The sequence below is a fragment of the Serratia plymuthica NBRC 102599 genome, assembly GCF_001590925.1.
Lineage (GTDB): Bacteria > Pseudomonadota > Gammaproteobacteria > Enterobacterales > Enterobacteriaceae > Serratia > Serratia plymuthica.
On sequence record NZ_BCTU01000026.1, the window covers coordinates 46,067 to 68,918 of the forward strand.

General features: G+C 55.6%; 17 protein-coding genes. 12 read left to right on the forward strand and 5 right to left on the reverse strand.

What is annotated here, in order from left to right:
* Window positions 1–12 precede the first annotated feature (12 nt).
* Window positions 13–1,416, reverse strand: coding sequence for a flagellar filament capping protein FliD (fliD, locus tag SPL01S_RS18240; RefSeq protein WP_063201905.1), 1,404 nt, complete (start codon window positions 1,414–1,416; stop codon window positions 13–15).
* A gap of 281 nt (window positions 1,417–1,697) precedes the next feature.
* Between fliD and SPL01S_RS18245 the strand changes: the two genes are divergently transcribed.
* The 7 genes from SPL01S_RS18245 (at window position 1,698) to tcyN (ending at window position 7,860) form a co-directional block, all read left to right on the forward strand.
* On the forward strand, window positions 1,698–2,939 hold the full coding sequence (locus SPL01S_RS18245; RefSeq protein ID WP_063201908.1) for a FliC/FljB family flagellin: 1,242 nt from the start codon (window positions 1,698–1,700) through the stop codon (window positions 2,937–2,939).
* A gap of 181 nt (window positions 2,940–3,120) precedes the next feature.
* Window positions 3,121–3,843, forward strand: coding sequence for an RNA polymerase sigma factor FliA (locus SPL01S_RS18250; protein ID WP_004945948.1), 723 nt, complete (start codon window positions 3,121–3,123; stop codon window positions 3,841–3,843).
* Window positions 3,844–3,899: 56 nt separating this feature from the next.
* On the forward strand, window positions 3,900–4,409 hold the full coding sequence (fliZ, locus tag SPL01S_RS18255) for a flagella biosynthesis regulatory protein FliZ (protein ID WP_063201911.1): 510 nt from the start codon (window positions 3,900–3,902) through the stop codon (window positions 4,407–4,409).
* Window positions 4,410–4,534: 125 nt separating this feature from the next.
* Window positions 4,535–5,527, forward strand: coding sequence for a D-cysteine desulfhydrase (locus SPL01S_RS18260; protein WP_063201914.1), 993 nt, complete (start codon window positions 4,535–4,537; stop codon window positions 5,525–5,527).
* 114 nt (window positions 5,528–5,641) lie between these two features.
* Window positions 5,642–6,442 (forward strand): cystine ABC transporter substrate-binding protein, encoded by an 801-nt coding sequence (gene tcyJ / locus SPL01S_RS18265; RefSeq protein ID WP_063201917.1) that lies wholly within the window; start codon window positions 5,642–5,644, stop codon window positions 6,440–6,442.
* On the forward strand, window positions 6,442–7,104 hold the full coding sequence (tcyL, locus tag SPL01S_RS18270) for a cystine ABC transporter permease (RefSeq protein WP_006321381.1): 663 nt from the start codon (window positions 6,442–6,444) through the stop codon (window positions 7,102–7,104). The genes tcyJ and tcyL overlap by 1 nt, the downstream gene beginning before the upstream one ends.
* Before the next feature lie 3 nt (window positions 7,105–7,107).
* Window positions 7,108–7,860 (forward strand): L-cystine ABC transporter ATP-binding protein TcyN, encoded by a 753-nt coding sequence (gene tcyN / locus SPL01S_RS18275; protein ID WP_062871168.1) that lies wholly within the window; start codon window positions 7,108–7,110, stop codon window positions 7,858–7,860.
* A gap of 31 nt (window positions 7,861–7,891) precedes the next feature.
* On the opposite strand, the gene SPL01S_RS18280 is transcribed toward tcyN, so the two are convergent.
* The 3 genes from SPL01S_RS18280 to putA all read right to left on the reverse strand — a co-directional run bounded on the left by SPL01S_RS18280 (window position 7,892) and on the right by putA (window position 12,652).
* Window positions 7,892–8,305 (reverse strand): type II toxin-antitoxin system HicB family antitoxin, encoded by a 414-nt coding sequence (locus SPL01S_RS18280; RefSeq protein WP_063201920.1) that lies wholly within the window; start codon window positions 8,303–8,305, stop codon window positions 7,892–7,894.
* 29 nt (window positions 8,306–8,334) lie between these two features.
* The gene (locus SPL01S_RS18285; protein WP_063201925.1) at window positions 8,335–8,517 is read right to left on the reverse strand and encodes a type II toxin-antitoxin system HicA family toxin; all 183 of its coding nucleotides are present in this window, start codon (window positions 8,515–8,517) and stop codon (window positions 8,335–8,337) included.
* 166 nt (window positions 8,518–8,683) lie between these two features.
* On the reverse strand, window positions 8,684–12,652 hold the full coding sequence (gene putA, locus SPL01S_RS18290) for a trifunctional transcriptional regulator/proline dehydrogenase/L-glutamate gamma-semialdehyde dehydrogenase (protein WP_063201928.1): 3,969 nt from the start codon (window positions 12,650–12,652) through the stop codon (window positions 8,684–8,686).
* A 557-nt stretch (window positions 12,653–13,209) separates the two neighbouring features.
* Between putA and putP the strand changes: the two genes are divergently transcribed.
* From putP to pqqU, 5 genes are all read left to right on the forward strand, one after another.
* Entirely contained in the window at window positions 13,210–14,694 is a 1,485-nt protein-coding gene (gene putP, locus SPL01S_RS18295; protein WP_063201931.1) for a sodium/proline symporter PutP, read from the forward strand.
* A gap of 249 nt (window positions 14,695–14,943) precedes the next feature.
* The gene (gene efeU, locus SPL01S_RS18300; protein ID WP_006321371.1) at window positions 14,944–15,789 is read left to right on the forward strand and encodes an iron uptake transporter permease EfeU; all 846 of its coding nucleotides are present in this window, start codon (window positions 14,944–14,946) and stop codon (window positions 15,787–15,789) included.
* Window positions 15,790–15,808: 19 nt separating this feature from the next.
* On the forward strand, window positions 15,809–16,939 hold the full coding sequence (gene efeO, locus SPL01S_RS18305; RefSeq protein ID WP_063201935.1) for an iron uptake system protein EfeO: 1,131 nt from the start codon (window positions 15,809–15,811) through the stop codon (window positions 16,937–16,939).
* A 10-nt stretch (window positions 16,940–16,949) separates the two neighbouring features.
* On the forward strand, window positions 16,950–18,248 hold the full coding sequence (gene efeB, locus SPL01S_RS18310) for an iron uptake transporter deferrochelatase/peroxidase subunit (RefSeq protein WP_063201938.1): 1,299 nt from the start codon (window positions 16,950–16,952) through the stop codon (window positions 18,246–18,248).
* Window positions 18,249–18,461: 213 nt separating this feature from the next.
* Complete coding sequence (gene pqqU / locus SPL01S_RS18315) at window positions 18,462–20,609, forward strand: TonB-dependent receptor PqqU (RefSeq protein ID WP_063201942.1); 2,148 nt, start codon at window positions 18,462–18,464, stop codon at window positions 20,607–20,609.
* A gap of 357 nt (window positions 20,610–20,966) precedes the next feature.
* Here the strand turns inward: pqqU and SPL01S_RS18325 are convergent, their stop codons facing one another.
* Complete coding sequence (locus tag SPL01S_RS18325; RefSeq protein WP_063201949.1) at window positions 20,967–21,659, reverse strand: hypothetical protein; 693 nt, start codon at window positions 21,657–21,659, stop codon at window positions 20,967–20,969.
* Window positions 21,660–22,852: the final 1,193 nt, after the last annotated feature.

The following is a 22,852-nucleotide window of genomic DNA, read 5'->3' on the forward strand; positions in this document are numbered from 1 at the left end:
GTTAAAAAGTTCTTATTTGGATGAGAACTGCTGGTTTAAATAATTACTGGTGCCATTAAGTTTGGACATCATGGTATCGAGTTGAACAAACTGTTGTTTATAGCGGTCGATGGTGCTCTGAATACTTTCTGTCACGCGGGTAATTTGCGTATTCAGGCGATCGAGATTGGTGTTGATACTCTTGGTCGCATTCTCGAGCACACCGCCGGCTTTAATATAACTTTGAATTTCATTGTGGATTTCGGTCGCCATGCCGGTATCCGTGCCATTGCCGGCAAAGAAATTCGCCACCTGGGCGGGTTTCTCATCGATGGCTTTTTTCAGTTTCTCGCTATCGAGCTCGAGCTTGCCGGTTTTCACATTGGTGGTGATCCCCAGATTGCCCAGCCCCTTCAGCTCCGGGTTATCCTGCGCCGCGCTGAGCGCGCTTTTGATTGAGGATTGAATACCGCGCAGCGTGTTGTCGCCCAGCAGCGCGCCGTTTTTCGCCGACTGCTCTTCGCCGCTTTTCACCGGGGTAAACTTGGACAGCGAATTAAAGGTGTCCAGCAGAGAGTTGTAGCTGTCGACCCAGCTTTTGATTTTATCGGCGGAGCCGGTTTTATCGTTGCTGATCACCAGGTTTTGCGGTTCATCGACCTTGGTCTTGGTTTTCAGATCGAGAGTCACGCCTTGCAGGGCATCGGCAATGGTGTTGGTGCTGCGTTGGATCTCCGTGCCGTTAACCTTGATTTTGGCATCCTGCGCGGGAACCGTCTGCTTCATGGCACCGCTGGGGATGCTGGAGTCGTAGCTCAGAATGTCGTTCAGCGCATCGTCATTATTGACCTTGATCGACATCTTGTTGCTTTCGCCGGTGGCCGAGGAACTTAACGCCAACTGATACTTGTTATCGCCAACGCGCATGATACTGGCGCTGACGCCCGCTTTCGCGCCGTTGATCGCATCGCGCATTTCCAGCAGCGAGGTTTGATCGTCATTCAAAGGGATATTAACGGTTTTGGCCGGGTTACCCTGGGTGATGCTGATGGTGCGGCCGCTGGCGCCGGAGGTACCGAGTTCGGCGGCCTGATCGCTAATGGCTGCCTGAGTCGTCAGCGTCTGGGACTGCGCCAACTGTTCAACTTCGACCACATAGTTGCCCGGTACCGCTTTGGCATTGGTGGTAATGGTGAACTGATCGTGGGTGCTGGCGGTGGTGTTATTAAAGAAATCAGGTTTGGCCAGATCTTTGCTCAGGGTATCAAACTTCTCCAGCGAGCCTTTCAGGGTGCCGTAAGCGGTCAGTTTTGCGTTGTAGCTGGTTTGCTGGGTGGTGTAGGGCGTCAGACGTTGCTGCTCCGCTTTGGTCAGCTTGTCCAGCAAGCCGTTGAGGTCGAGTCCTGAGCCGATGCCTAATGAACTGATCGATGCCATTCGTAATTCTCCTTAATAATGACTTTATTCGCTTTACGCGTTTATCGGCCCAGTGGAGAAAAAGTTTACTGGAAAAATAAAAAACCGATGGCGCAATAGAGGAAGGAAAAACAGCGTTATTTATGCCATTGCCCGAAAGCGAAAAAAAAATAAAAAATTTCTAAAGGTTGCAGGGGGAGGGCCGATACCTGATGGGACGGTGGTTGACGCCGTGGGCAACGAAGCCCGAACCTTTTAACCGTGATGCGAATATCGCAACTGATTCGTAAGGAAAGCATACAATGGCACAAGTAATTAACACCAACAGCCTGTCGCTGATGGCGCAGAACAACCTGAACAAATCCCAATCCACTTTGGGCACTGCGATCGAGCGTTTGTCTTCCGGTCTGCGTATCAACAGCGCGAAGGATGATGCTGCGGGTCAGGCGATTTCTAACCGTTTCACCGCTAACATCAAAGGCCTGACTCAGGCTTCCCGTAACGCTAACGACGGTATCTCTTTGGCGCAGACCACCGAAGGCGCACTGAACGAAGTCAACGACAACCTGCAAAACATCCGTCGTCTGACCGTACAGTCCCAGAACGGTTCCAACTCTTCCAGCGACCTGCAGTCAATCCAGGACGAAATCACCCAGCGTATGTCCGAGATCAACCGTATCTCTGCGCAAACCGATTTCAACGGCGTGAAAGTGCTGAGCGGCGACCAGAAACTGACCATTCAAGTGGGCGCCAACGATAACGAAACTATCGATATCGACCTGAAAAACATCAACTCTGCTACTCTGGGTCTGGACAAGTTCAGCGTTGCGACCTCCATCGATCCTACCAAAGTGGGTGGCGCGGCAACGACTGTACCAAACGGCAAAGATATCGCCATCACCAACACCACCAACCTGCAGGCTAACGGTGCTGCGCCAGCCAGCTTTATCAAAGATGACGCGACCGGTGACGTTTACGCGGTAGGTACCGATGGCAAGAACTACCTGGCCACCGTTGACAAAACTTCAGGTGACATCACGGCGATCGCAGCGACTGACACCACCGGCCTGGTCAGCACCAGCGCTACTACTACCGTTAAGCAGGAAGTGACTGCAACCGGCGCTGACGCGGCTAACCTGAAGTCTTATGACAGCGGCAAATCTTACGTTATCCAGGAAGGCACTGGCGCAAATGCCAAATACTTCAAAGCCAACATAGACACTTCGGGTAAAGTCAGCAAAGGCACAGAAATGAGCACCACGCCGACCACTGAGGATCCACTGTCTGTATTGGACAAAGCGCTGTCACAGGTTGACTCACTGCGTTCTTCTCTGGGTGCGGTACAGAACCGTTTCGATTCTGTTATCAACAACCTGAACAGCACCGTGAACAACCTGTCCGCTTCTCAGTCCCGTATTCAGGATGCCGACTACGCGACCGAAGTGTCCAACATGAGCCGTGCCAACATCCTGCAACAGGCAGGCACCTCCGTTCTGGCACAGGCTAACCAGTCTACCCAGAACGTGTTGACCCTGCTGCGTTAATCGATCTCCGCGATTAACCTGTCGTAAAGAACCCTGCTTCGGCAGGGTTTTTTTATGGTGCGCGCCCAGAAGTTAATGCATGGCGCAAATAAAGCCTATTTTGTGCGACTGTTCAGCCGATTGGCATTTTGCCCCCTACGGATAATAGCGCTGACTCTCTTATCCGCAGGTTTTAGACATAGTGAGCGATCTGTATACCGCCGAAGGCGTGATGGACAAAAATTCTCTCTGGCTGCGCTATGTTCCGTTAGTGCGCCACGAGGCGTTGCGCCTGCAAGTCAGGCTGCCCGCCAGCGTGGAGCTCGACGATCTGCTGCAGGCCGGGGGAATCGGGTTGTTGAACGCCGTTGAGCGTTATGACGCCCTGCAGGGAACCGCCTTTACCACGTATGCGGTGCAGCGCATTCGCGGCGCAATGCTCGATGAGCTGCGCAGCCGCGACTGGGTGCCGCGCAGCGTACGTCGGCATGCGCGTGAAGTGGCACAGGTGATGCGGCAACTGGAACAGCGGCTCGGCCGCCCGGCCAGTGAAGTGGAGGTCGCGCAGACGCTGAATATCCCGCTGGATGAGTACCGTCAAATACTGTTGGACACCAATAACAGCCAGCTTTTCTCCTACGACGAATGGCGTGAAGAGCATGGCGAAAGCGCAGAGCCGCTGCTGGAAGGACACGAAGAGGCCAACCCGCTGCATCATCTGCTGGAGGGCAACCTCCGCCAGCGGGTGATCGACGCTATCGACGCGTTGCCGGAGCGCGAAAAAATGGTGCTGACGCTGTATTACCAGGAAGAGTTGAACCTGAAAGAGATCGGCGCCGTGCTGGACGTGGGGGAATCGCGCGTCAGCCAACTGCACAGTCAGGCGATCAAGCGGCTACGCGCCCGTCTGGCGGCCGAAAATTGAGGCGAATCAACGCTTACCCTTCAACCTGATTACCGTTGCGATAACCGGACTGCCTTATGCCAGGAATATTATTGAAAAAACGGCCGCTGAGTCGTTATTTGAAAGATTACAAACACAGCCAAACCCATTGCTCCCAGTGTGGTAAGTTATTGGATCGCATGGCGTTGGTGTTCCGAGGCAAGATCATTAACAAAGATGCCATTGCGCGCATGGACCAGCCGATTGACGATAACGTCTGGCTGAATGTGCAAAATGAGCTGACCGCGCTATGCCGTTTTTGCAGTGAGATTTCCTGCAACAGCCATCCGAGCTATTTCGATATCATGGCGTTCAAACAGTATCTGTTTGAGCAGACCGAGATGAGCCACAGCACTATCCGCGAATACGTGGTGCGTCTGCGTCGGCTGGACGAAATGCTGGTGGCGCGCAACTATCCGGTGGACAAGTTCGCCAGCAGCAATAACCATCAGCGCATTATCGAAGACTTGCCCAGCGCCGCACACAATAATTACCGCATTGCTCTGCGTAAATACGACCAATACATCGCCTGGCAGAAGACCTACTGATCCCGTCTCCCCGGCGCGCCAGCCGGGGGTTTACCGCTTTACGTCTCATCAAAAAGAGTGATTATTCAGCCCACATCTGATAAATCTATGCTTTGGATGTTGATACCTGTTCCCTGGGGGACGTTGTGAATCTGCAACAGCAACTGGCGCAATTCCCGCGCCTGGATTTAGTCGGCTCTGCCACACCGCTCGAAAAACTGTCTCGCCTTTCAGACTACCTTGGCCGTGAAATTTACATCAAACGTGACGACGTCACGCCGATGGCGATGGGCGGCAACAAACTGAGAAAACTGGAGTATCTTGCTGCCGAGGCCTTGCGACAGGGCGCGGACACGCTGGTGACCGCCGGTGCCATCCAATCCAATCACGTACGCCAAACTGCGGCGGTAGCGGCAAAACTCGGCCTGCACTGCGTGGCGTTGCTGGAAAACCCGATCGACACCCAAGCGGAAAACTACCTCACCAACGGCAACCGTCTGCTGCTCGGGCTGTTCAATGCCGAAGTGGTGATGTGCGAAGCGTTGCACGATCCGCAGCAGCAATTGGCCGACCTGGCGACGCGTCTCGAAGGGCAGGGTTTCCGGCCTTATGTGGTGCCGGTGGGCGGCTCCAACGCGTTGGGCGCGCTGGGTTACGTGCAGTGCGCGCTGGAAATTGCCGAACAGAGCCGGCGTAGCGGCGTCGCTTTCAGTTCGGTGCTGGTGGCTTCCGGCAGCGCCGGCACGCATGCCGGGTTGGCGGTCGGCCTTCAGCAACTGCTGCCGGAGACTGAACTGATTGGCGTTACGGTTTCGCGTAAAGTTATCGACCAATTACCCAAGGTTGAGCTGATTCAAAAGGCGCTGGCCTGCTCGTTAGGCATTGACACTCTGGCGCCGATCCAACTGTGGGACGAGTATTTTGCGCCGCAGTATGGCATGCCCAACGAAGAGGGCACGGCGGCGGTGCAGTTGCTGGCGCAGCAGGAAGGGGTGTTGCTGGATCCGGTCTATACCGGCAAAGCGATGGCTGGCCTGATCGACGGCATTGCCCAGCAGCGTTTTTGCGACGATGGCCCGATATTGTTTATTCACACCGGCGGTGCGCCGGCGCTGTTTGCCTATCATCCTCAGGTGTGACGGCAGCTTGTTATTCCATTTTGCACTATATTTATATAGTTATATTCCTTTATGCAGTCAGACGCACTGGTAAAGTGCTGATATCAAAAAAGATAAACAGAATATGGGGTGTTTATGATCTTTTCCAAAGTTCGTCGTCAATTGCTGTTGGGCGTGATGACCGTTGCGCTGACCGCCGGTTTAAGCGCACAAACCTATGCCGCCGACAATCTGCTCCAGCAGGTTAAGCAGCGCGGTACGCTGATTGTCGGGCTGGAAGGCACCTATCCGCCATTCAGCTTCCAGGGCGAAGACGGGAAGCTGGCCGGGTTCGAAGTGGATTTCGCCAACGCGCTGGCACAGCACATCGGCGTGAAGGCCAAGCTGAACCCGACCAAATGGGACGGTATGCTGGCATCGCTGGAGTCGAAACGCATCGACGTGGTGATCAATCAGGTGACGATCTCCGACGAGCGCAAGAAGAAATATGATTTCTCAACGCCTTATACCGTGTCCGGTATTCAGGCGTTGGTGAAGAAGGGCAACGAAGGCACCATTGCCAAGCCGGAAGATCTGAAGGGTAAAAAGGTCGGCGTTGGCCTGGGTACCAACTACGAGCAATGGCTGCGTGAAAACGTGCAGGGCGTTGACGTACGTACTTATGATGACGACCCGACCAAATACCAGGACCTGCGCATTGGCCGTATCAACGCCATTCTGGTTGACCGTTTGGCGGCGTTGGATCTGGTGAAGAAAACCGGCGATACGCTGGCGGTTGCCGGCCCGGCGTTCTCTCGTCAGGAGTCCGGTGTCGCGGTGCGTAAAAACAACCCGGAACTGTTGGCAGCGATTGACCAGGCGATTGCCGAGATGCAAAAAGACGGTACGCTGGCGAAGATCTCCGAGAAATGGTTTGGCGCGGACGTAACTAAATAATGCACGAAAGTATTCAACTGGCGCTGGATTCAGCGCCATTTTTATTGAAGGGCGCGATACTTACCCTCCAGCTTAGTCTGGGGGGCATGGCGCTCGGTTTACTGCTTGGTTTTCTGCTGGCGCTGATGCGCCTTTCGCCGTTATGGCCGCTGTCGTGGCTGTCGCGTATTTATGTGTCGCTGTTTCGCGGCACGCCATTGATCGCTCAGTTGTTCATGATTTACTACGGCCTGCCGCAGTTCGGCATCGAATTTGATCCCTTCCCGGCGGCGCTGATTGGCCTGTCGCTTAACACCGCAGCCTATACCTCGGAAACGCTGCGTGCGGCGATTTCGTCGATTGAAAAAGGGCAGTGGGAAGCCGCAGCCAGCATTGGCATGACGCGCTGGCAAACCTTGCGCCGGGTGATCCTGCCGCAGGCGGCGCGCACCGCCTTGCCGCCGCTGGGCAACAGTTTCATCGGCCTGGTGAAAGACACCTCGTTGGCGGCGACCATTCAGGTGCCTGAGCTGTTCCGTCAGGCGCAGTTGATCACCTCGCGTACGCTGGAAGTGTTTACCCTGTATCTGGCGGCATCGTTGATTTACTGGGTGATGGCGACCCTGCTTTCGGCACTGCAAAATCGTCTGGAAGCCCACGTTAACCGCCAGGATCAGGAGTAACGCATGAGTGCCATCGAAGTAAAAAAACTGGTCAAGCAGTTCAACGGCCAAACGGTGCTGCACGGGATCGATCTGGAGGTTAACGCCGGTGAAGTGGTGGCGATTATCGGGCCGAGCGGCTCGGGGAAAACCACCTTGCTGCGCAGCATTAATCTGCTGGAGGTTCCGGATTCCGGCACCATTCGCGTCGGCGATATTCAGATTGACGGTTCAAAGCCGCTGAGCAAACAGAAAAAACAGGTGCGGGCGTTGCGCCAGCAGGTGGGTTTCGTGTTCCAAAACTTCAACTTGTTCCCGCACCGTTCGGTGCTGGAGAACATTATTGAAGGCCCGGTCATCGTTAAGGGCGAGAGCAAAGCCAGCGCCGAACAGCGCGCCCGTGCTTTGCTGGCCAAAGTCGGGCTGAGTGGCAAAGAGTCCGCTTATCCGCGCCGGCTTTCCGGCGGCCAGCAGCAACGTGTGGCCATTGCCCGCGCTCTGGCGATGCAGCCGGAAGTGATCCTGTTTGATGAACCCACTTCCGCGCTCGATCCCGAGCTGGTGGGCGAGGTGCTCAACACCATTCGCTCGTTGGCAGAAGAGAAGCGCACCATGGTGATCGTGACGCATGAAATGAGTTTTGCCCGCGACGTTGCCGACCGCGCCATTTTTATGGACCACGGGCGTATCGTTGAACAGGGCCCGGCCAAAGAACTGTTCGCCAACCCGCAACACCAGCGCACCCAGCAATTCCTCGACAAGTTTCTGAATCAATGAGAAAGGGGGGCGTTTGCCCCCTGACTCTCGACTAACCGACTTTCAATAATTCATTACGGGCGGCGGCGGCCAAAAAGGCGCTGCGGCTCCCATAGCCAGGATGCTGCTGCACCAGTGAATCGATGCGGTTCAGCAAGCGGTGCGGCAGAGTGATATTGATACGTTCCGCCCGCCCATCGAACTTATCCATATTGATATCGACCAGCAGCCACTGCCCGCCGTTCAGGGTGTCGTTTTCCTGTGCCAGATGGAAGGAAACGGCCTGTGGGCGCGGAATGGCCTGGTTGTCTTCGCTCAGAAGTTCGAAATGCGCATCCAGCGCGCCTTTGGCATCTTCAAAGGCTTTATCGAGGGTATCGCCGGCAAAATAACAGCCCGGCACATCGGGGAAGAAACCGCTGGCGCTGCCGTCGAGGTCTGAATGTACATAAGCAGGGTAGAACATAATTTCTCCTGTTAACTCATGGTACCGGGTTAGCACAGCCCGGCATCTTTCATGATCTGGCGCAGCGTTCCCGGCTTCAGATCTTTACGCGGGTGTGGAACGGTGATCACCAAACGAGATCCCGGGTGTTTAAACTGATGGTGGCTTCCCTTTATCCGCTCTAAAACCCAACCTTCTCGTTCTAACAGCCTGATCAGTTCTGAACTTTTCACGCGCTTACCGTCCCTTTATGATACACACCATACACACTTCATGGCAACAGGATTAATACGCTAGCGCGCCGCTTTTGTGCAGACAATAAAAAACCCTGCACGGGTGCAGGGTTTGAGAAGGGGATAGCAGAGTGGATGACAAACGGCTGCAATCCCTCTTTAAGCGTTAACCGATGGTCATCAGGCTGGCGTTACCGCCGGCGGCGGCGGTGTTGACGCTGAGCGAACGTTCGATCAGCAGGCGTTCCAGCAGGATATTGGTTTCACCGTGGGCAAAGCCCTGTACCGAGACGATTGCGCCGCTGCGTTGGGCGATCTGCTCGCACAGAGTACGCAGCTGATCGGCGTCGCCGTGGTAAATGGCGGCGTCGAATTCCACCTTATCTTGCTGCCAGTCCTTGCTGAAGCTGATTTGTGCCTGAACAGCCGTCGGCAGGCGGCGGTATAGCGTGCGCTGCAATTCGGCTTCCGGCCACAGTACGCTGCTGCCAACTGCCAGCACTGCAGCCAGTTGAGTCAGCGCATCGGCTTCGTTGTCCGCCAGGCACAGCACGCGCTCACGCGGCAGCAGGGCGTAGGTGTTGCGTTCGCCGGTCGGGCCCGGCAGCGGTCGAACGGTGCCGCCCTGGCCCAGTTCGGCGTAACGTTGCGCCAACTGCACTAGATCGCTGTGTTTCTCGGCAACAGCCCACTGCTCGAGCGCCTGGTGGGCTTTGAGCAGCAGCGGCCGCGCGGTGGCTTCCAGCGGGCGCTCGTCGTCCTGGCGGTTCAGGGTGCGCTGAACGGCGTCGTCCGGGCGGTTGGCCAGCAGGCGGTAGAGATACAGCGGGCCACCGGCTTTCGGTCCGGTGCCGGACAGGCCTTCGCCACCGAAGGGTTGCACGCCGACGACCGCGCCAACCATGTTGCGGTTAACGTACAGGTTGCCCACTTTGGCGCGGTCGGTAACGCGGGCGATGGTTTCATCGATGCGGGTGTGAATGCCCAGCGTCAGGCCATAGCCGGCGGCGTTGATCTGATCGACCAGCGACTCCAGATTGGTACGCTGGAAGCGGACCACATGCAGCACCGGGCCGAAGATCTCTTTTTGCAGCTCGTCGAAGCTGTCCAGTTCGATCAGTGTCGGCTTGATAAAGGTGCCGCGTGACCACTCTTTCTCATCCTGCGCATTGCCTTTCGCCGCCTGATAGACTTTGCGGCCCTTGGCGCGCATCGCCTGGATATGACGTTCGATGCCGGTTTTGGCTTCGGCGTCGATCACCGGGCCGATGTCGGTAGACAGGCGTTCCGGGTTACCCATGCGGCATTCGGCCATCGCGCCGCGCAGCATTTGCAGCGTATGTTCCGCCACGTCTTCCTGAATGCACAGGATACGCAGCGCGGAACAGCGCTGGCCGGCGCTGTCGAAGGCCGAGGCGACCACGTCCGTCACCACCTGTTCGGTCAGGGCGGATGAGTCGACGATCATGGCGTTCAGTCCACCAGTTTCGGCGATCAATGGCGTTGGTCGGCCCTGCGGATCCAGGCGCCCGGCGATGCTGCGTTGCAGGATGCCTGCGACGTCGGTGGATCCGGTAAACATCACGCCGCGCACGCGGGCGTCGTTGACCAGCACCGAACCGACGCTCTCACCCTGGCCCGGCAGCAGTTGCAGCACGCCTTGGGGAATACCGGCTTCCAGCAGAATGCGCACCGCCTGTGCGGCAATCAGCGGAGTTTGCTCGGCCGGTTTGGCCAGCACGCTGTTGCCTGCCGCCAATGCCGCGGCAATCTGGCCGGTGAAGATCGCCAGCGGGAAGTTCCACGGGCTGATACAGACCACCGGGCCCAGCGGGCGATGGCTGTCGTTGGCGAAGTCGTCGCGCACCTGGCCGGCGTAGTAATGCAGGAAATCGACCGCTTCGCGCACTTCGGCGATGGCGTTGTTAAAGGTTTTACCCGCTTCGCGCACCAGGATGCCCAGCAGGCTTTGCAACTGGCCTTCCATCAGTTCTGCGGCGCGATCAAGAATGGCGGCGCGTTCGGAAGGTGGGGTAGCGAACCAGATTGGGCCGGCGGCGGCGGCGTCGAGCGCCCGGCTGACTTCCGCTTCGGTGGCTTCACGCACGTAACCGACCACATCGCCCGGCTCGGCCGGGTTAATCACCGGCTGTTCCACGCCCTGATCCAGCTCGGCGTCGATAATGGGTTCTGCACGCCACGGCTGGGTAGCGCTGGTCAACAGTGCGCTGGACAGCGAGGCCAGACGTTGTTCGTTGGACAGATCCAGGCCGCTGGAGTTGGTGCGCTTATCGCCATACAGCTCACGCGGCAGCGGAATGCGCGGGTGCGGCAGCCCAATCTGGCCTTCGCTTGCGGCCAGGGCCTCAACTGCGGTGACCGGATCGGCGACCAGTTCGTCGAGCGGCAGGGTGGCGTCGGCAATGCGGTTAACGAACGAGGTGTTGGCGCCGTTTTCCAGCAGGCGGCGCACCAGATACGCCAGCAGCGTTTCATGGGTGCCGACCGGCGCATAGATGCGGCAAGGGCGGTTCAGTTTGCCGTCGGCCACTTTGCCCACCACTTGCTCATACAGCGGTTCGCCCATGCCGTGCAGGCATTGGAACTCATACTGACCCGGATAATAATTGTTGCCCGCCAGATGATAGATCGCGCTCAATGTGTGGGCGTTATGGGTGGCGAACTGCGGGTAAATCAGGTTGGGCACCGCCAGCAGTTTGCGGGCGCAGGCCAGGTAAGACACGTCGGTGTAGACCTTGCGGGTGTATACCGGATAGCCTTCCAGCCCGTCCATTTGGGCGCGTTTGATCTCGCTGTCCCAATAGGCGCCTTTCACCAAGCGGATCATCAGGCGTCGACGGCTGCGTTGCGCCATGTCGATAACCGCGTCGATAGCGAACGGGCAGCGTTTTTGATATGCCTGGATCACGAAGCCAATGCCATTCCAACCGGCCAGTTGCGGTTCAAAACACAGCTTCTCCAGCAGATCGAGCGAGATTTCCAGACGATCGGCTTCTTCGGCGTCGATGTTAATGCCGATGTCATACTGTCGTGCCTGCAAGGTCAGCGACAGCAGGCGCGGGTAAAGCTCTTCCATCACGCGCTCGTACTGGGCGCGGCTGTAGCGCGGGTGCAGGGCGGAGAGTTTGATCGAAATGCCTGGGCCTTCATAGATACCGCGGCCGTTAGAGGCTTTGCCGATAGCGTGGATAGCCTGCTGGTAGGACACCAGATAGGCCTGCGCGTCGGCTTCGGTCAGCGCCGCTTCACCCAACATGTCGTAGGAGTAGCGGAAGCCTTTGTCTTCAAGCTTGCGCGCGTTGGCCAGCGCTTCGGCGATGGTTTCGCCGGTCACGAACTGTTCGCCCATCAGACGCATCGCCATATCCACGCCTTTGCGGATCAGCGGTTCGCCGCTTTTACCGATGATGCGGTTCAGCGAAAGGGACAGATTGGCTTCGTTATGGGTCGATACCAGCTTGCCGGTGAACAGCAGGCCCCAGGTGGCGGCGTTAACGAACAGCGACGGGCTGCGGCCGAGGTGGGAATGCCAGTTGCCGTTGCTGATTTTGTCGCGGATCAGCGCATCGCGAGTTGGCTTGTCCGGAATGCGCAACAGGGCTTCCGCCAGGCACATTAGCGCCACGCCTTCCTGCGAGGAGAGCGAGAACTCTTGCAGCAGACCTTGCACCATGCCGGCGCGGCCGTTTGCACTCTTTTGGTTACGCAGTTTCTCGGCGATGTCGTAAGCCATCTTATGGGTAGCTTTGGCAAGATCGGCAGGTAATCGCGCCTGTTCGAGTAACATCGGCACCGCTTCGGTCTCCGGGCGACGATAAGCGGCGGTAATGGCGGCCCGGTTGACCGACTGCGGCAAAATTTGTTCTGCAAATTCAAGGAATGGCTGGTGGGACTCTTCCAGCGCTTGCGGCATAATGTCGTCCGCTTCGGCCTGGGCCGCGGCGGCAAGTGCCGGGATTTCAGGAATATCGGAACCGTTCTCGAGACGCTCGAGGTAATTGAAAATGGCCTGCTTGATGAGCCAGTGCGGCGTGCGATCGATACGCTGTGCCGCGTCTTTAATCCGGTCGCGTGTTGCTTCGTCGAGCTTCACGCCCATTGTGGTAGTGCCCATGCCAATCCAACTCCTGTGTTAAAGAACCTATCCCATCAGGCTATACAAACTACGGGCCACATAGGCTGTTGGGATAGGTTCGTACGTTATGCGGTGTGAAGAATGCAGACAATATCCAGCATGTTGCAACTTTGTGCAACCGTGTTAAATCAGGCCGATGAACGAAGTGTGAGTTTCATCGATTTTTTAACATCGGCAACCGGCACGATTCTTGCTGGGTTCTCTGCCAAAGAGTGCAGAGGTTGGCTGTGTGAGTGCGTTATCCTCAGTAATATAAGGGGTAAACGCAGGGTTGCGGGAGGTGCAACTTGGTTTGGGAGTGAATGGTGCAACCGTAAAGGCGGTTAAATGTGACGCAGGGTAAACTTTGTGTAACTTTGTTGTTAAATATCTTGTTGAATAACGAACGGGTCATCTAGGATAGCCAGCGGTCAGACAATTGCGGGAGGAAACTATTTTCACTCGCGGCCTGTTCGTCATTTCGCCTCGTTCCGGCGGATCGGCAAGTAGCAAATATCGCAATACAGCGCGAAATAATAATGAGAGTGGAGAATTTCATGACAATGAGCACACCTATGCTGGTGACCTTCCTGGTGTATATCTTCGGGATGGTGTTAATCGGCTTACTTGCCTACCGGGCAACCAATAACTTCGACGACTATATTCTGGGTGGCCGCAGCCTGGGTAGCGTGGTGACCGCGCTCTCCGCCGGCGCATCGGATATGAGCGGCTGGTTGCTGATGGGCCTGCCGGGCGCCATCTTCCTGTCCGGCATCTCGGAAAGCTGGATTGCCATTGGCCTGACGATCGGCGCTTACCTCAACTGGAAACTGGTGGCGGGGCGGCTGCGTGTGCATACCGAAGCCAACAATAACGCCCTGACGCTGCCGGATTATTTCACCAGCCGCTTTGAAGACAAGAGCAAGTTGCTGCGGGTGATCTCCGCCATTGTTATCCTGGTGTTCTTCACCATCTACTGTGCATCCGGCATCGTGGCCGGCGCGCGCTTGTTTGAAAGCACCTTTGGCATGAGTTACGGCACGGCGCTGTGGGCCGGTGCGGCAGCCACGATCATTTATACCTTTATCGGCGGATTCCTGGCGGTGAGCTGGACCGATACCGTGCAGGCCAGCCTGATGATTTTCGCGCTGATCCTGACACCGGTATTCGTGATCCTGGCGGTAGGCGGTATCGACACGTCAATGCTGGTGATTGAAGCGAAGAACCCGGCTAACATCGACATGCTGAAAGGCCTGAACTTTGTGGCTATCCTTTCGCTGCTGGGTTGGGGATTGGGTTACTTCGGCCAGCCGCACATCCTGGCGCGTTTCATGGCGGCGGATTCCCACCGCACCATCCGCAGCGCACGTCGCATCAGTATGACCTGGATGATCCTGTGCCTGGCGGGCACCATTGCCGTCGGTTTCTTCGGTATTGCCTACTTCGCCAACAACCCGGATCAGGCGGGCAACGTGTCGCAAAACGGCGAGCGCGTGTTTATCGAGCTGGCGATGATTTTGTTCAACCCATGGGTGGCGGGCATTCTGCTGTCGGCGATCCTGGCGGCGGTGATGAGTACCCTGAGCTGCCAATTGCTGGTGTGTTCAAGCGCGATTACCGAAGACCTGTACAAAGCTTTCCTGCGTAAGGGTGCCAGCCAACGCGAGTTGGTATGGGTCGGTCGCATCATGGTGCTGGTCGTGGCGCTGGTGGCGATCGCGTTGGCCGCCAACCCGGAAAACCGCGTGCTGGGCCTGGTAAGCTATGCCTGGGCCGGCTTCGGTGCCGCCTTTGGCCCGGTAGTCTTGATCTCGGTGATGTGGTCACGCATGACCCGCAACGGCGCATTGGCCGGCATGCTGGTGGGTGCAGCGACGGTGATTGTCTGGAAACACTTCGCCTGGCTGGATCTGTATGAAATCATCCCGGGTTTCCTGTTCGGCTGCATCGCCATTGTGGTGGTGAGCCTGATGGGCCGCCAGCCTTCTGCCACCATGACCGAACGTTTCGACAAGGCGGAAGCTGAGTTCAAAACGGTTTAACCCTCTCGCAGTGCGGGTATCGAAGGGCGCTTAATGCGCCCTTTGTCATTTTCACTTCGTCGTTTCTGTCTTCCGCCGGAAACACCTCGCGACATTTGATTAGAAAAAATCACCCTTGCTCCCCTTGTATTTCTTCTTGGCAGAATGATAATCACTATCGTTGTGTTTTACTTTTCTTTACATTAGCGCTGCGGCCATTCCTGGCGTGCGGACGCTTCGCGACAGAAGCCTTTTTAGGGGTTATTACTTATGTTTGTTCCCTTCCTTATCATGTTCCGTGAGGGGCTGGAGGCTGCGCTGATCGTCAGCCTGATCGCCAGCTACCTGAAACGCACCCAGCGCGGTCAATGGCTAGGCGTGGTGTGGATAGGGGTGATTGTCGCCGCTGCTCTGTGCCTGGCGCTCGGCATCTTCATTAATGAAACCACCGGCGAATTCCCGCAGAAACAGCAGGAACTGTTCGAAGGCATCGTCGCGGTGATTGCGGTGTTGATCCTCACCTATATGGTGTTTTGGATGCGTAAGGTCTCCAAATCGGTCAAGGTGCATCTGGAAGGCGCCATCGACAGCGCGCTCAATTCCGGCAAAGGCCAGGGCTGGGCGCTGGTGGCGATGGTATTCTTCGCCGTGGCCCGCGAAGGGCTGGAGTCGGTATTTTTCCTGCTGGCGGCCTTCCAGCAGGACGTCGGCATCGAAGCGCCGATTGGCGCGGTGCTCGGCCTGGTCGCCGCCATCGTGCTCGGCATGGCTCTCTACTGGGGCGGCGTGAAGCTGCACCTGGCCAAATTCTTCAAATGGACCAGCCTGTTTATCCTGTTCGTTGCCGCCGGCCTGGCCGCCGGGGCGATCCGCGCTTTCCACGAAGCCGGGCTGTGGAACCATTTCCAGGATATCGCGTTTGATCTCAGCAACCATCTGTCCACCCATTCGCTGTTTGGCACCCTGCTTGAAGGCATCTTCGGTTACCAGGAAGCGCCGACGGTGAGCGAAGTGGCGGTCTATTTCCTGTATCTGATCCCGGCGCTGATTTTCTTTTTCCTGCCGCAGCGTGCGGAACCGGCAGCGGTTTCGGCGCAACGTAAAATCAATCATTAATTTTAATAGGGAATCTTGTATGTCTACTCCGTTATTCCGCCGCAAGGTGTTGCACGCAGCATTACTGGCTATCCCGGCATTCGCGCTGAGCATCGATGCCCTGGCGGCGGACGTGCCGCAGGTGAAGATTACCGTTAACGACAAGCAGTGCGAGCCGATGCAACTGACCGTGCCGGCCGGGAAAACCCAGTTTGTGGTGCACAACACCAGCCAGAAAAACGTGGAATGGGAAATCCTGAAAGGGGTGATGGTGGTGGAAGAGCGCGAAAACATCGCGCCGGGTTTCACCCAGAAGATGACCGCCAATCTGGAAGCGGGCGAATACGATATGACCTGCGGGCTGCTCAGCAACCCGAAAGGCAAATTGATCGTTACGGCGGGTGCGGCTACCGACGGCAAACCTAACGCGCTGGATCTGGTTGGGCCGATTGCCGAGTACAAGGTTTACGTCACTAAAGAAGTGGAAGGGCTGGTCAAGCAGACCAAGCTGTTCACCGACGCGATAAAAGCCGGCAATATCGCGCAAGCGCGCAACTTGTATGCGCCGACCCGCCAGCACTACGAGCGTATTGAGCCGATCGCCGAGCTGTTCTCCGATCTGGACGGCAGCATCGACGCCCGTGAAGACGACTACGAGAAGAAAGCCGAAGATCCGAACTTCACCGGTTTCCACCGTCTGGAGAAAGCGTTGTTTGCCGACAACACCACCAAAGACATGAGCAAATACGCCGATCGCCTGTACAACGATACCCTTGAACTGCAAAAGCGCGTGAACGATCTGACCTTCCCGCCAAGCAAGGTGGTGGGTGGCGCGGCCGGCTTGATCGAGGAAGTGGCGGCGAGCAAGATCAGCGGTGAAGAAGACCGTTACAGCCGTACCGACCTGTGGGATTTCCAGGCCAACGTCGACGGTGCGCAGAAAATCGTTAACCTGTTGCGCCCGCTGCTGGTTAAGGCCAACAAACCCTTGCTGGACAAGATTGACGCCAACTTCAAAACCGTTGATGGCATTTTGGCAAAATACAAAACCAAAGACGGCTATGAGTCTTACGAGAAGCTGACCGACGCCGATCGTAACGCAATGAAAGGGCCGATCACTACCCTGGCGGAAGACCTGTCACAACTGCGTGGCGTACTGGGTCTGGATTGAGGCAAGCACTATGAGTAACAAGATCGGCCCGGGCAACGGGCCGCATCCGCAATCAACAGGCGCGGCGTCACCGTCGCGCCGTCGTTTGCTGCAGGGGCTGGGGCTGGGTGTTCTGGCGCTGGGCGGCAGCCGTTTGACGCAGGCCGCAGAGAAGGGCACCGAACCGCTGGCGACGTCGCAGGACGAGCGCTGGCAGAAACAGCCGTTCTATGGCGCGCATCAGGGCGGGATCCTCACCGCGCAGCAGGCCGCGATGATGTTGGTGGCCTTTGACGTGCTGGCAAGCAACAAGCAGGATCTGGAGCGTCTGTTCCGGTTGCTGACTGCCCGCATTGCGTTTCTGACCAGCGGCGGCAAGGCACCGGAGGTTGATCCCAAGCTGCCTCCGCTCGACTCGGGTATCATGGGGCCGGAGATCTATCCGGACAACCTGACCATCACCGTGTCGGTGGGGACTTCGCTGTTTGACGAACGTTTTGGCCTGCAGGGGCAAAAACCGCTGCGGCTGCAAAAGATGACGCGTTTCCCCAACGACTCGCTGGACGCCAGCCTGTGTCATGGCGATCTGGTGTTGCAAATTTGCGCCAACACCAATGAAACGGTTATCCACGCGCTGCGCGATATCATCAAGCATTCCCCGGACTTGCTCAGCGTGCGCTGGAAGCGGGAAGGCTTTATTTCCGCTCACGCCGCGCGCAGCAAAGGCAAAGAAACGCCGATCAACCTGCTGGGCTTTAAAGACGGCACCGCCAACCCGAAAACCGGCGACAAGCCGTTGATGGATCAGGTGGTGTGGGTGGCGGACAACGCAGGGGAGCCTGCCTGGGCGGTAGGCGGCAGCTATCAGGCGCTGCGGATTATCCGTTTCCACGTCGAGTTCTGGGACCGCACGCCGTTGCAGGAGCAGCAGACCATCTTCGGCCGTGAAAAGCACAGCGGCGCGCCGCTCGGCATGAAGCATGAGCACGACGAGCCGGACTACGCTAAAGATCCCGAGGGTAAAACCATTCCGATGGATGCGCATATCCGCCTGGCGAACCCGCGCACACCGCAAACCCAGAGCAATCTGTTACTGCGCCGCGGTTACAGCTATTCGATCGGCGTGTCCAATTCCGGCCAGCTGGAAATGGGGCTGCTGTTCGTCTGTTATCAGGCCGATCTGGAGAAAGGCTTCCTGACGGTGCAAAAACGCCTGAACGGCGAGGCGCTGGAAGAGTATGTGAAGCCGATTGGCGGCGGGTACTTCTTTGCGCTGCCGGGGGTGAAAGACGGCAATGATTACCTTGGCAGCGGTTTGCTGAAAGCGTAGTCATATTCAATCTGGCGGGTTCATCCCGCCTTTTTTCATCGGCCCTCTGCACCGAACCGATCTTATTTAAATATTCCGTGGCCTTGCGCAACCGGGAATCCGGGTTTTTAATTATGGCTAACTGTTTTCATTTGTTTGTTAAAAGTATTAACATGCCAGCCATTTTGTTCCAGACGGTTCAGATTTCCCGATCCCTTTAACGGCATTCTCTTGATGAAAAACACCCGTAAAAACACGCTGGCGTCCGCCATCGTCATTCCCGCCTTACTGCCCCTTTCATTGTGCTATGCGCAAGACAGCGAGGGGGAACAGACCATGGTGGTGACCGCCAAACGCAGCGGCCTTTCCGAACTCTCGACGCCCGCCGCCGTCAGCGTGGTGAATGGCGATCAAATCCGTGACGCCAAGCCTCAGATCAACCTGTCTGAAAGCCTGGGCAGCGTGCCTGGCCTGCAAATTCAAAACCGCCAGAACTATGCGCAAGATTTGCAGTTATCGGTGCGGGGTTTTGGCGCACGCTCTATGTATGGCGTGCGCGGCGTGCGGATCTATGTGGACGGCATTCCGGCCACCATGCCGGATGGGCAGGGGCAAACCTCGAATATCGACCTGAACTCGGTCGACAAGGTGGAAGTGCTGCGTGGGCCGTTTTCCGCGCTTTACGGCAACTCCTCCGGCGGCATGGTGAACGTGGAAACCGAAACCGGCCAACAGCCCAACCGCATTGAAGCGGGCAGCTATTTTGGCAGCTACGGCACCTGGCGCAATGGCATCAAAGCCTCCGGGGCAACCGGGGATGGCAGCCATGCCGGCGACGTTAACTACACCATTTCCGGCACGCGGTTTACCACTCAAGGATTCCGCGACCACAGCGGTGCGCAAAAAAACCTCGGCAACGCCAAGTTGGGCGTGCGTATCGACGATGTCAGCACGCTTACGCTGCTGTTCAACAGCGTGGATATCAACGCCAACGATCCCGGTGGCCTGACGTCTGCCGAATGGCACGACAACCCACGGCAGGCACCGCGAGCCGATCAATACAATACGCGCAAAACCACCTCGCAAACCCAGGCCGGATTGCACTATGAACGCCAGATGGGCGTCAATGATGACCTGAGTGTGATGATGTACGCCGGCGAACGCGAAACCACTCAGTACCAGTCGATCCCGGTCGCGGTACAGCAGCGCAGCGCACAGCACCCGGGCGGGGTGATTGACCTGACGCGCCATTATCAGGGGATTGATACGCGCTGGACCCACCGTGGCGAACTGGTGGCGGTGCCTTACACTCTGACCGGCGGTCTGGACTATGAAACCATGACCGAACAGCGCAAAGGGTATGAAAACTTTACCCAGTCCAACGGCGTGACCGAGCTGGGCACCCAGGGCTCGCTGCGCCGCAACGAGCGCAACCTGATGTGGAATGTGGACCCTTATCTGCAAACTTCATGGAAACTGACCCCGCAACTGACGCTGGATGCCGGTGCGCGTTACAGCACCGTTAATTTTGATTCCAACGATCACTACGTCACCGGCAGCAATGGCGATGACAGCGGCAGCGCCAGCTACCATCAGTGGTTGCCGGCAGGCTCCCTCAATTATGCCGTCAGCCGCGGCTGGAACCTGTATCTTTCCGCCGGTCGCGGTTTCGAAACCCCGACCATCAACGAGTTGTCCTATCGCCCCGGCGACCAAAGTGGGCTTAATTTCGGGCTGAAACCGGCAACCAGCGATACGGTGGAGTTTGGCAGCAAAACGCGTATCGGCAACGGTCTGTTGACCGCCGCCGTTTTCCAGACCGACACCAAGAATGAAATTGTCGTCGATGAGAGCAGCAACGGGCGCACCAGCTACAAAAATGCCGGGCAAACCCGTCGGCGCGGGCTGGAGTTGGCGCTGGACCAGCAGTTTGCCTACGATTGGCGGCTGCAACTGGCCTGGACGCTGCTGGATGCGCGCTACCGGGATGACGTGTGCGGTGACAGCCAGTGTACGGCGGCCAATAGGGTGCCAAGCGGCAACCGCATGCCGGGTATTGCACGCAATATGGGGTTCGCTTCCTTCGCCTGGGCCCCGCCGGAAGGCTGGTATGCCGGCGCGGAGGTGCGCTACATGAGCGACATCGAGGTGAATGATGAAAACACCGAACAGGCACCGTCCTATACCACCGTGGGGTTGAATACCGGCTACCGCTATCCGGTAGGGAACTGGATGCTTAACGTTTTCGGCCGCGTGGACAACCTGTTTGACCGCCAATACGTTGGCTCGGTCATCGTCAATGAAGGCAACGGCCGTTATTACGAACCGGCGCCGGGCAGGAACTGGGGTGGCGGCGTGAGCGTCTCTTACTCCTTCGAGTAAAGGCATTTTCGGCCCAGTGATGGGTGAGTAAACTGAGTCCTTCAGGGCGGGAGATTTCCCGCCTTTTTTATTCTCGATGCTCCGTGCTAGATAGCGTTGATACATTTCTTTCTCAATATTTGGAGAACGTAACTAATCAATATGATATATATGTTAAAAGTGACTATTTACTCCTTTTTTTAAAGATGAAATCACTAACAACAAATGCCAAGATAAGAAAGATAACAGTGGAAATATGTGCATAATTTTCCCAGTAAGTTACAGCAACCAACGAAAAAAGCACTGTCGTGGCGATGGGGAGATATATTCTCGAAATTATTCTAATTAAATCCTGCCACCATGCGGCAAATAATTTTTTCACTGCGTAATCCTTATGATATCTGAAGCTATCTCCTGATCTGTTTTTAATGATTGGGAGAAGGTATCAATCTTGGTAATAACTGGCTCTATAAGAAAGTAAAGCATTTCTAGCTCAAGAGCGTAAAGAGCTGAATGATATACAGGCTTCCTGCTTGCAAGTTTTTCGGCTGAATCTGCCGCAGTTTGTACATATCCGTATATACCAGCAGCAATAACACCTCTACCCATCCACACTGTCAGAGCGCTATCGATGGCAGACCTAATACCTATACCCATGCAAACAGCGGCAGAAATCGAATAGCGAAACGAGAGGTTTGTAACCGTCGAGGCTGTAAAACTTGCGCCAGACTTGGCGAGTATTCGGGCTATATTTCTAACTCTTTCGTCAGAAAGGTTATTAACCATATATCCTACGAAGACTTCAACCATTTCTCTGACGATATCTTGTCGTTTAATGAGATGTACTATCGCTTTAGAAAATCTTATGTCTTCTTTTTTTAATCTAGAGCAAACCGCTTGGTAATTATCAGTAAAACACGATGAATACCAAGTAAGTCGGGAAAAACCTGAAGATATGAGTTGTGCCTGCTTTACTGTCTGGAGAGCTACTTCGGAGATACTGTTGCTAAGTAGTTGGGCAAGATATTTCTCGGCTTCAATTTTTTTCAGTATGAGTGTGTTATAGCTCATTCTTCCCTCTCTGAAATTTCCATGTATTAGTGATAACCGGTAACTTGTAGCAAAAAAGACAATTTTCAAGACACCATTTACCTTGTTAACATAAAGGATGATAAGGCATGTTTCAATTTCTACAGGGTAGTTGTTTGCTAAAACTCACACTTTTAAGATCATGTTATGTAGTTAGCCGAGGGGACCAGAGATTTTAATGGCTTCTCATCAGAAATGGTGATGATTTCCTCTAAGAAATCAGGTTGACAATATGAGTTTGTGGGGCTTCCGGTGGCTATTAAGGTAAGTATCTTAGGTTGTTTAATTATAAATGGTTTTATCGCCTGTGATTAATAAAAATCGCAAAGGCGATGCAGGTTTATCTTGATGGATTTGAAGCGACGGCCTGATTATTATAAGGCGTGGAAATATTTGACCTACTTAAATACTGGGGGGTTAGCAACGTGATCGTTAGGCATAGGTAAGTTGCTGCATTTTCATTATGTTAATGGCAGCCTGCATACGCAATTTTCCCCAGGGTATGCCTGATGGCCTGTTGGGCAGAAAACAGAACAATGAGTGGCTCATTACTCACAACGAAGTACCCAGCTTGGGTATCGGGGGTGACATAAGCGGCATGGAATGACTTGTTCGGTGATGGATGGATACGATTGCTATCAGAATGCACCGGCGGAGTGGGTGAAAGAGATGCTGAGGAGGGGAATGAGGATAGAGAGCAGGTGAGAAAATGGTCAAGGAGACTGTGAAAACCTATAACACAGGGCGACCGCATACGTCGCTAAATTACAAAACGGCGGCGAAACTCATCGGACGTTAGAAGGCTGAAGAGTGTCAACCTCTAGCGAGACTAGCCATAAAGTACAACGCAAGAGGTGAAGAGAATCGGCGTACCGCTAAGTTTTGGGGCAAGATGCAGGTTTTTGTTTGTGCAAAATTTAATCAGGAAACCAAAATGTCATCCGGCATTTTTAATCATAACTATTTGATCTGGCTGGGTGATAAAATTTCTCTGGAATGGCGTAAACGGCGTGATATAGTGTTCTGGTGCTATCTGAAAACAAAAAAGATTAAAAATTTTTACATTTTAGTAACGCGATGGGTTTGAATGTCATTATACTGTAATCATCTGGCGGTAGTTTTCACAAGGTGCACAGCGGAAGCTGTAAATAACACTGCGGGGATCGCTAATGGTA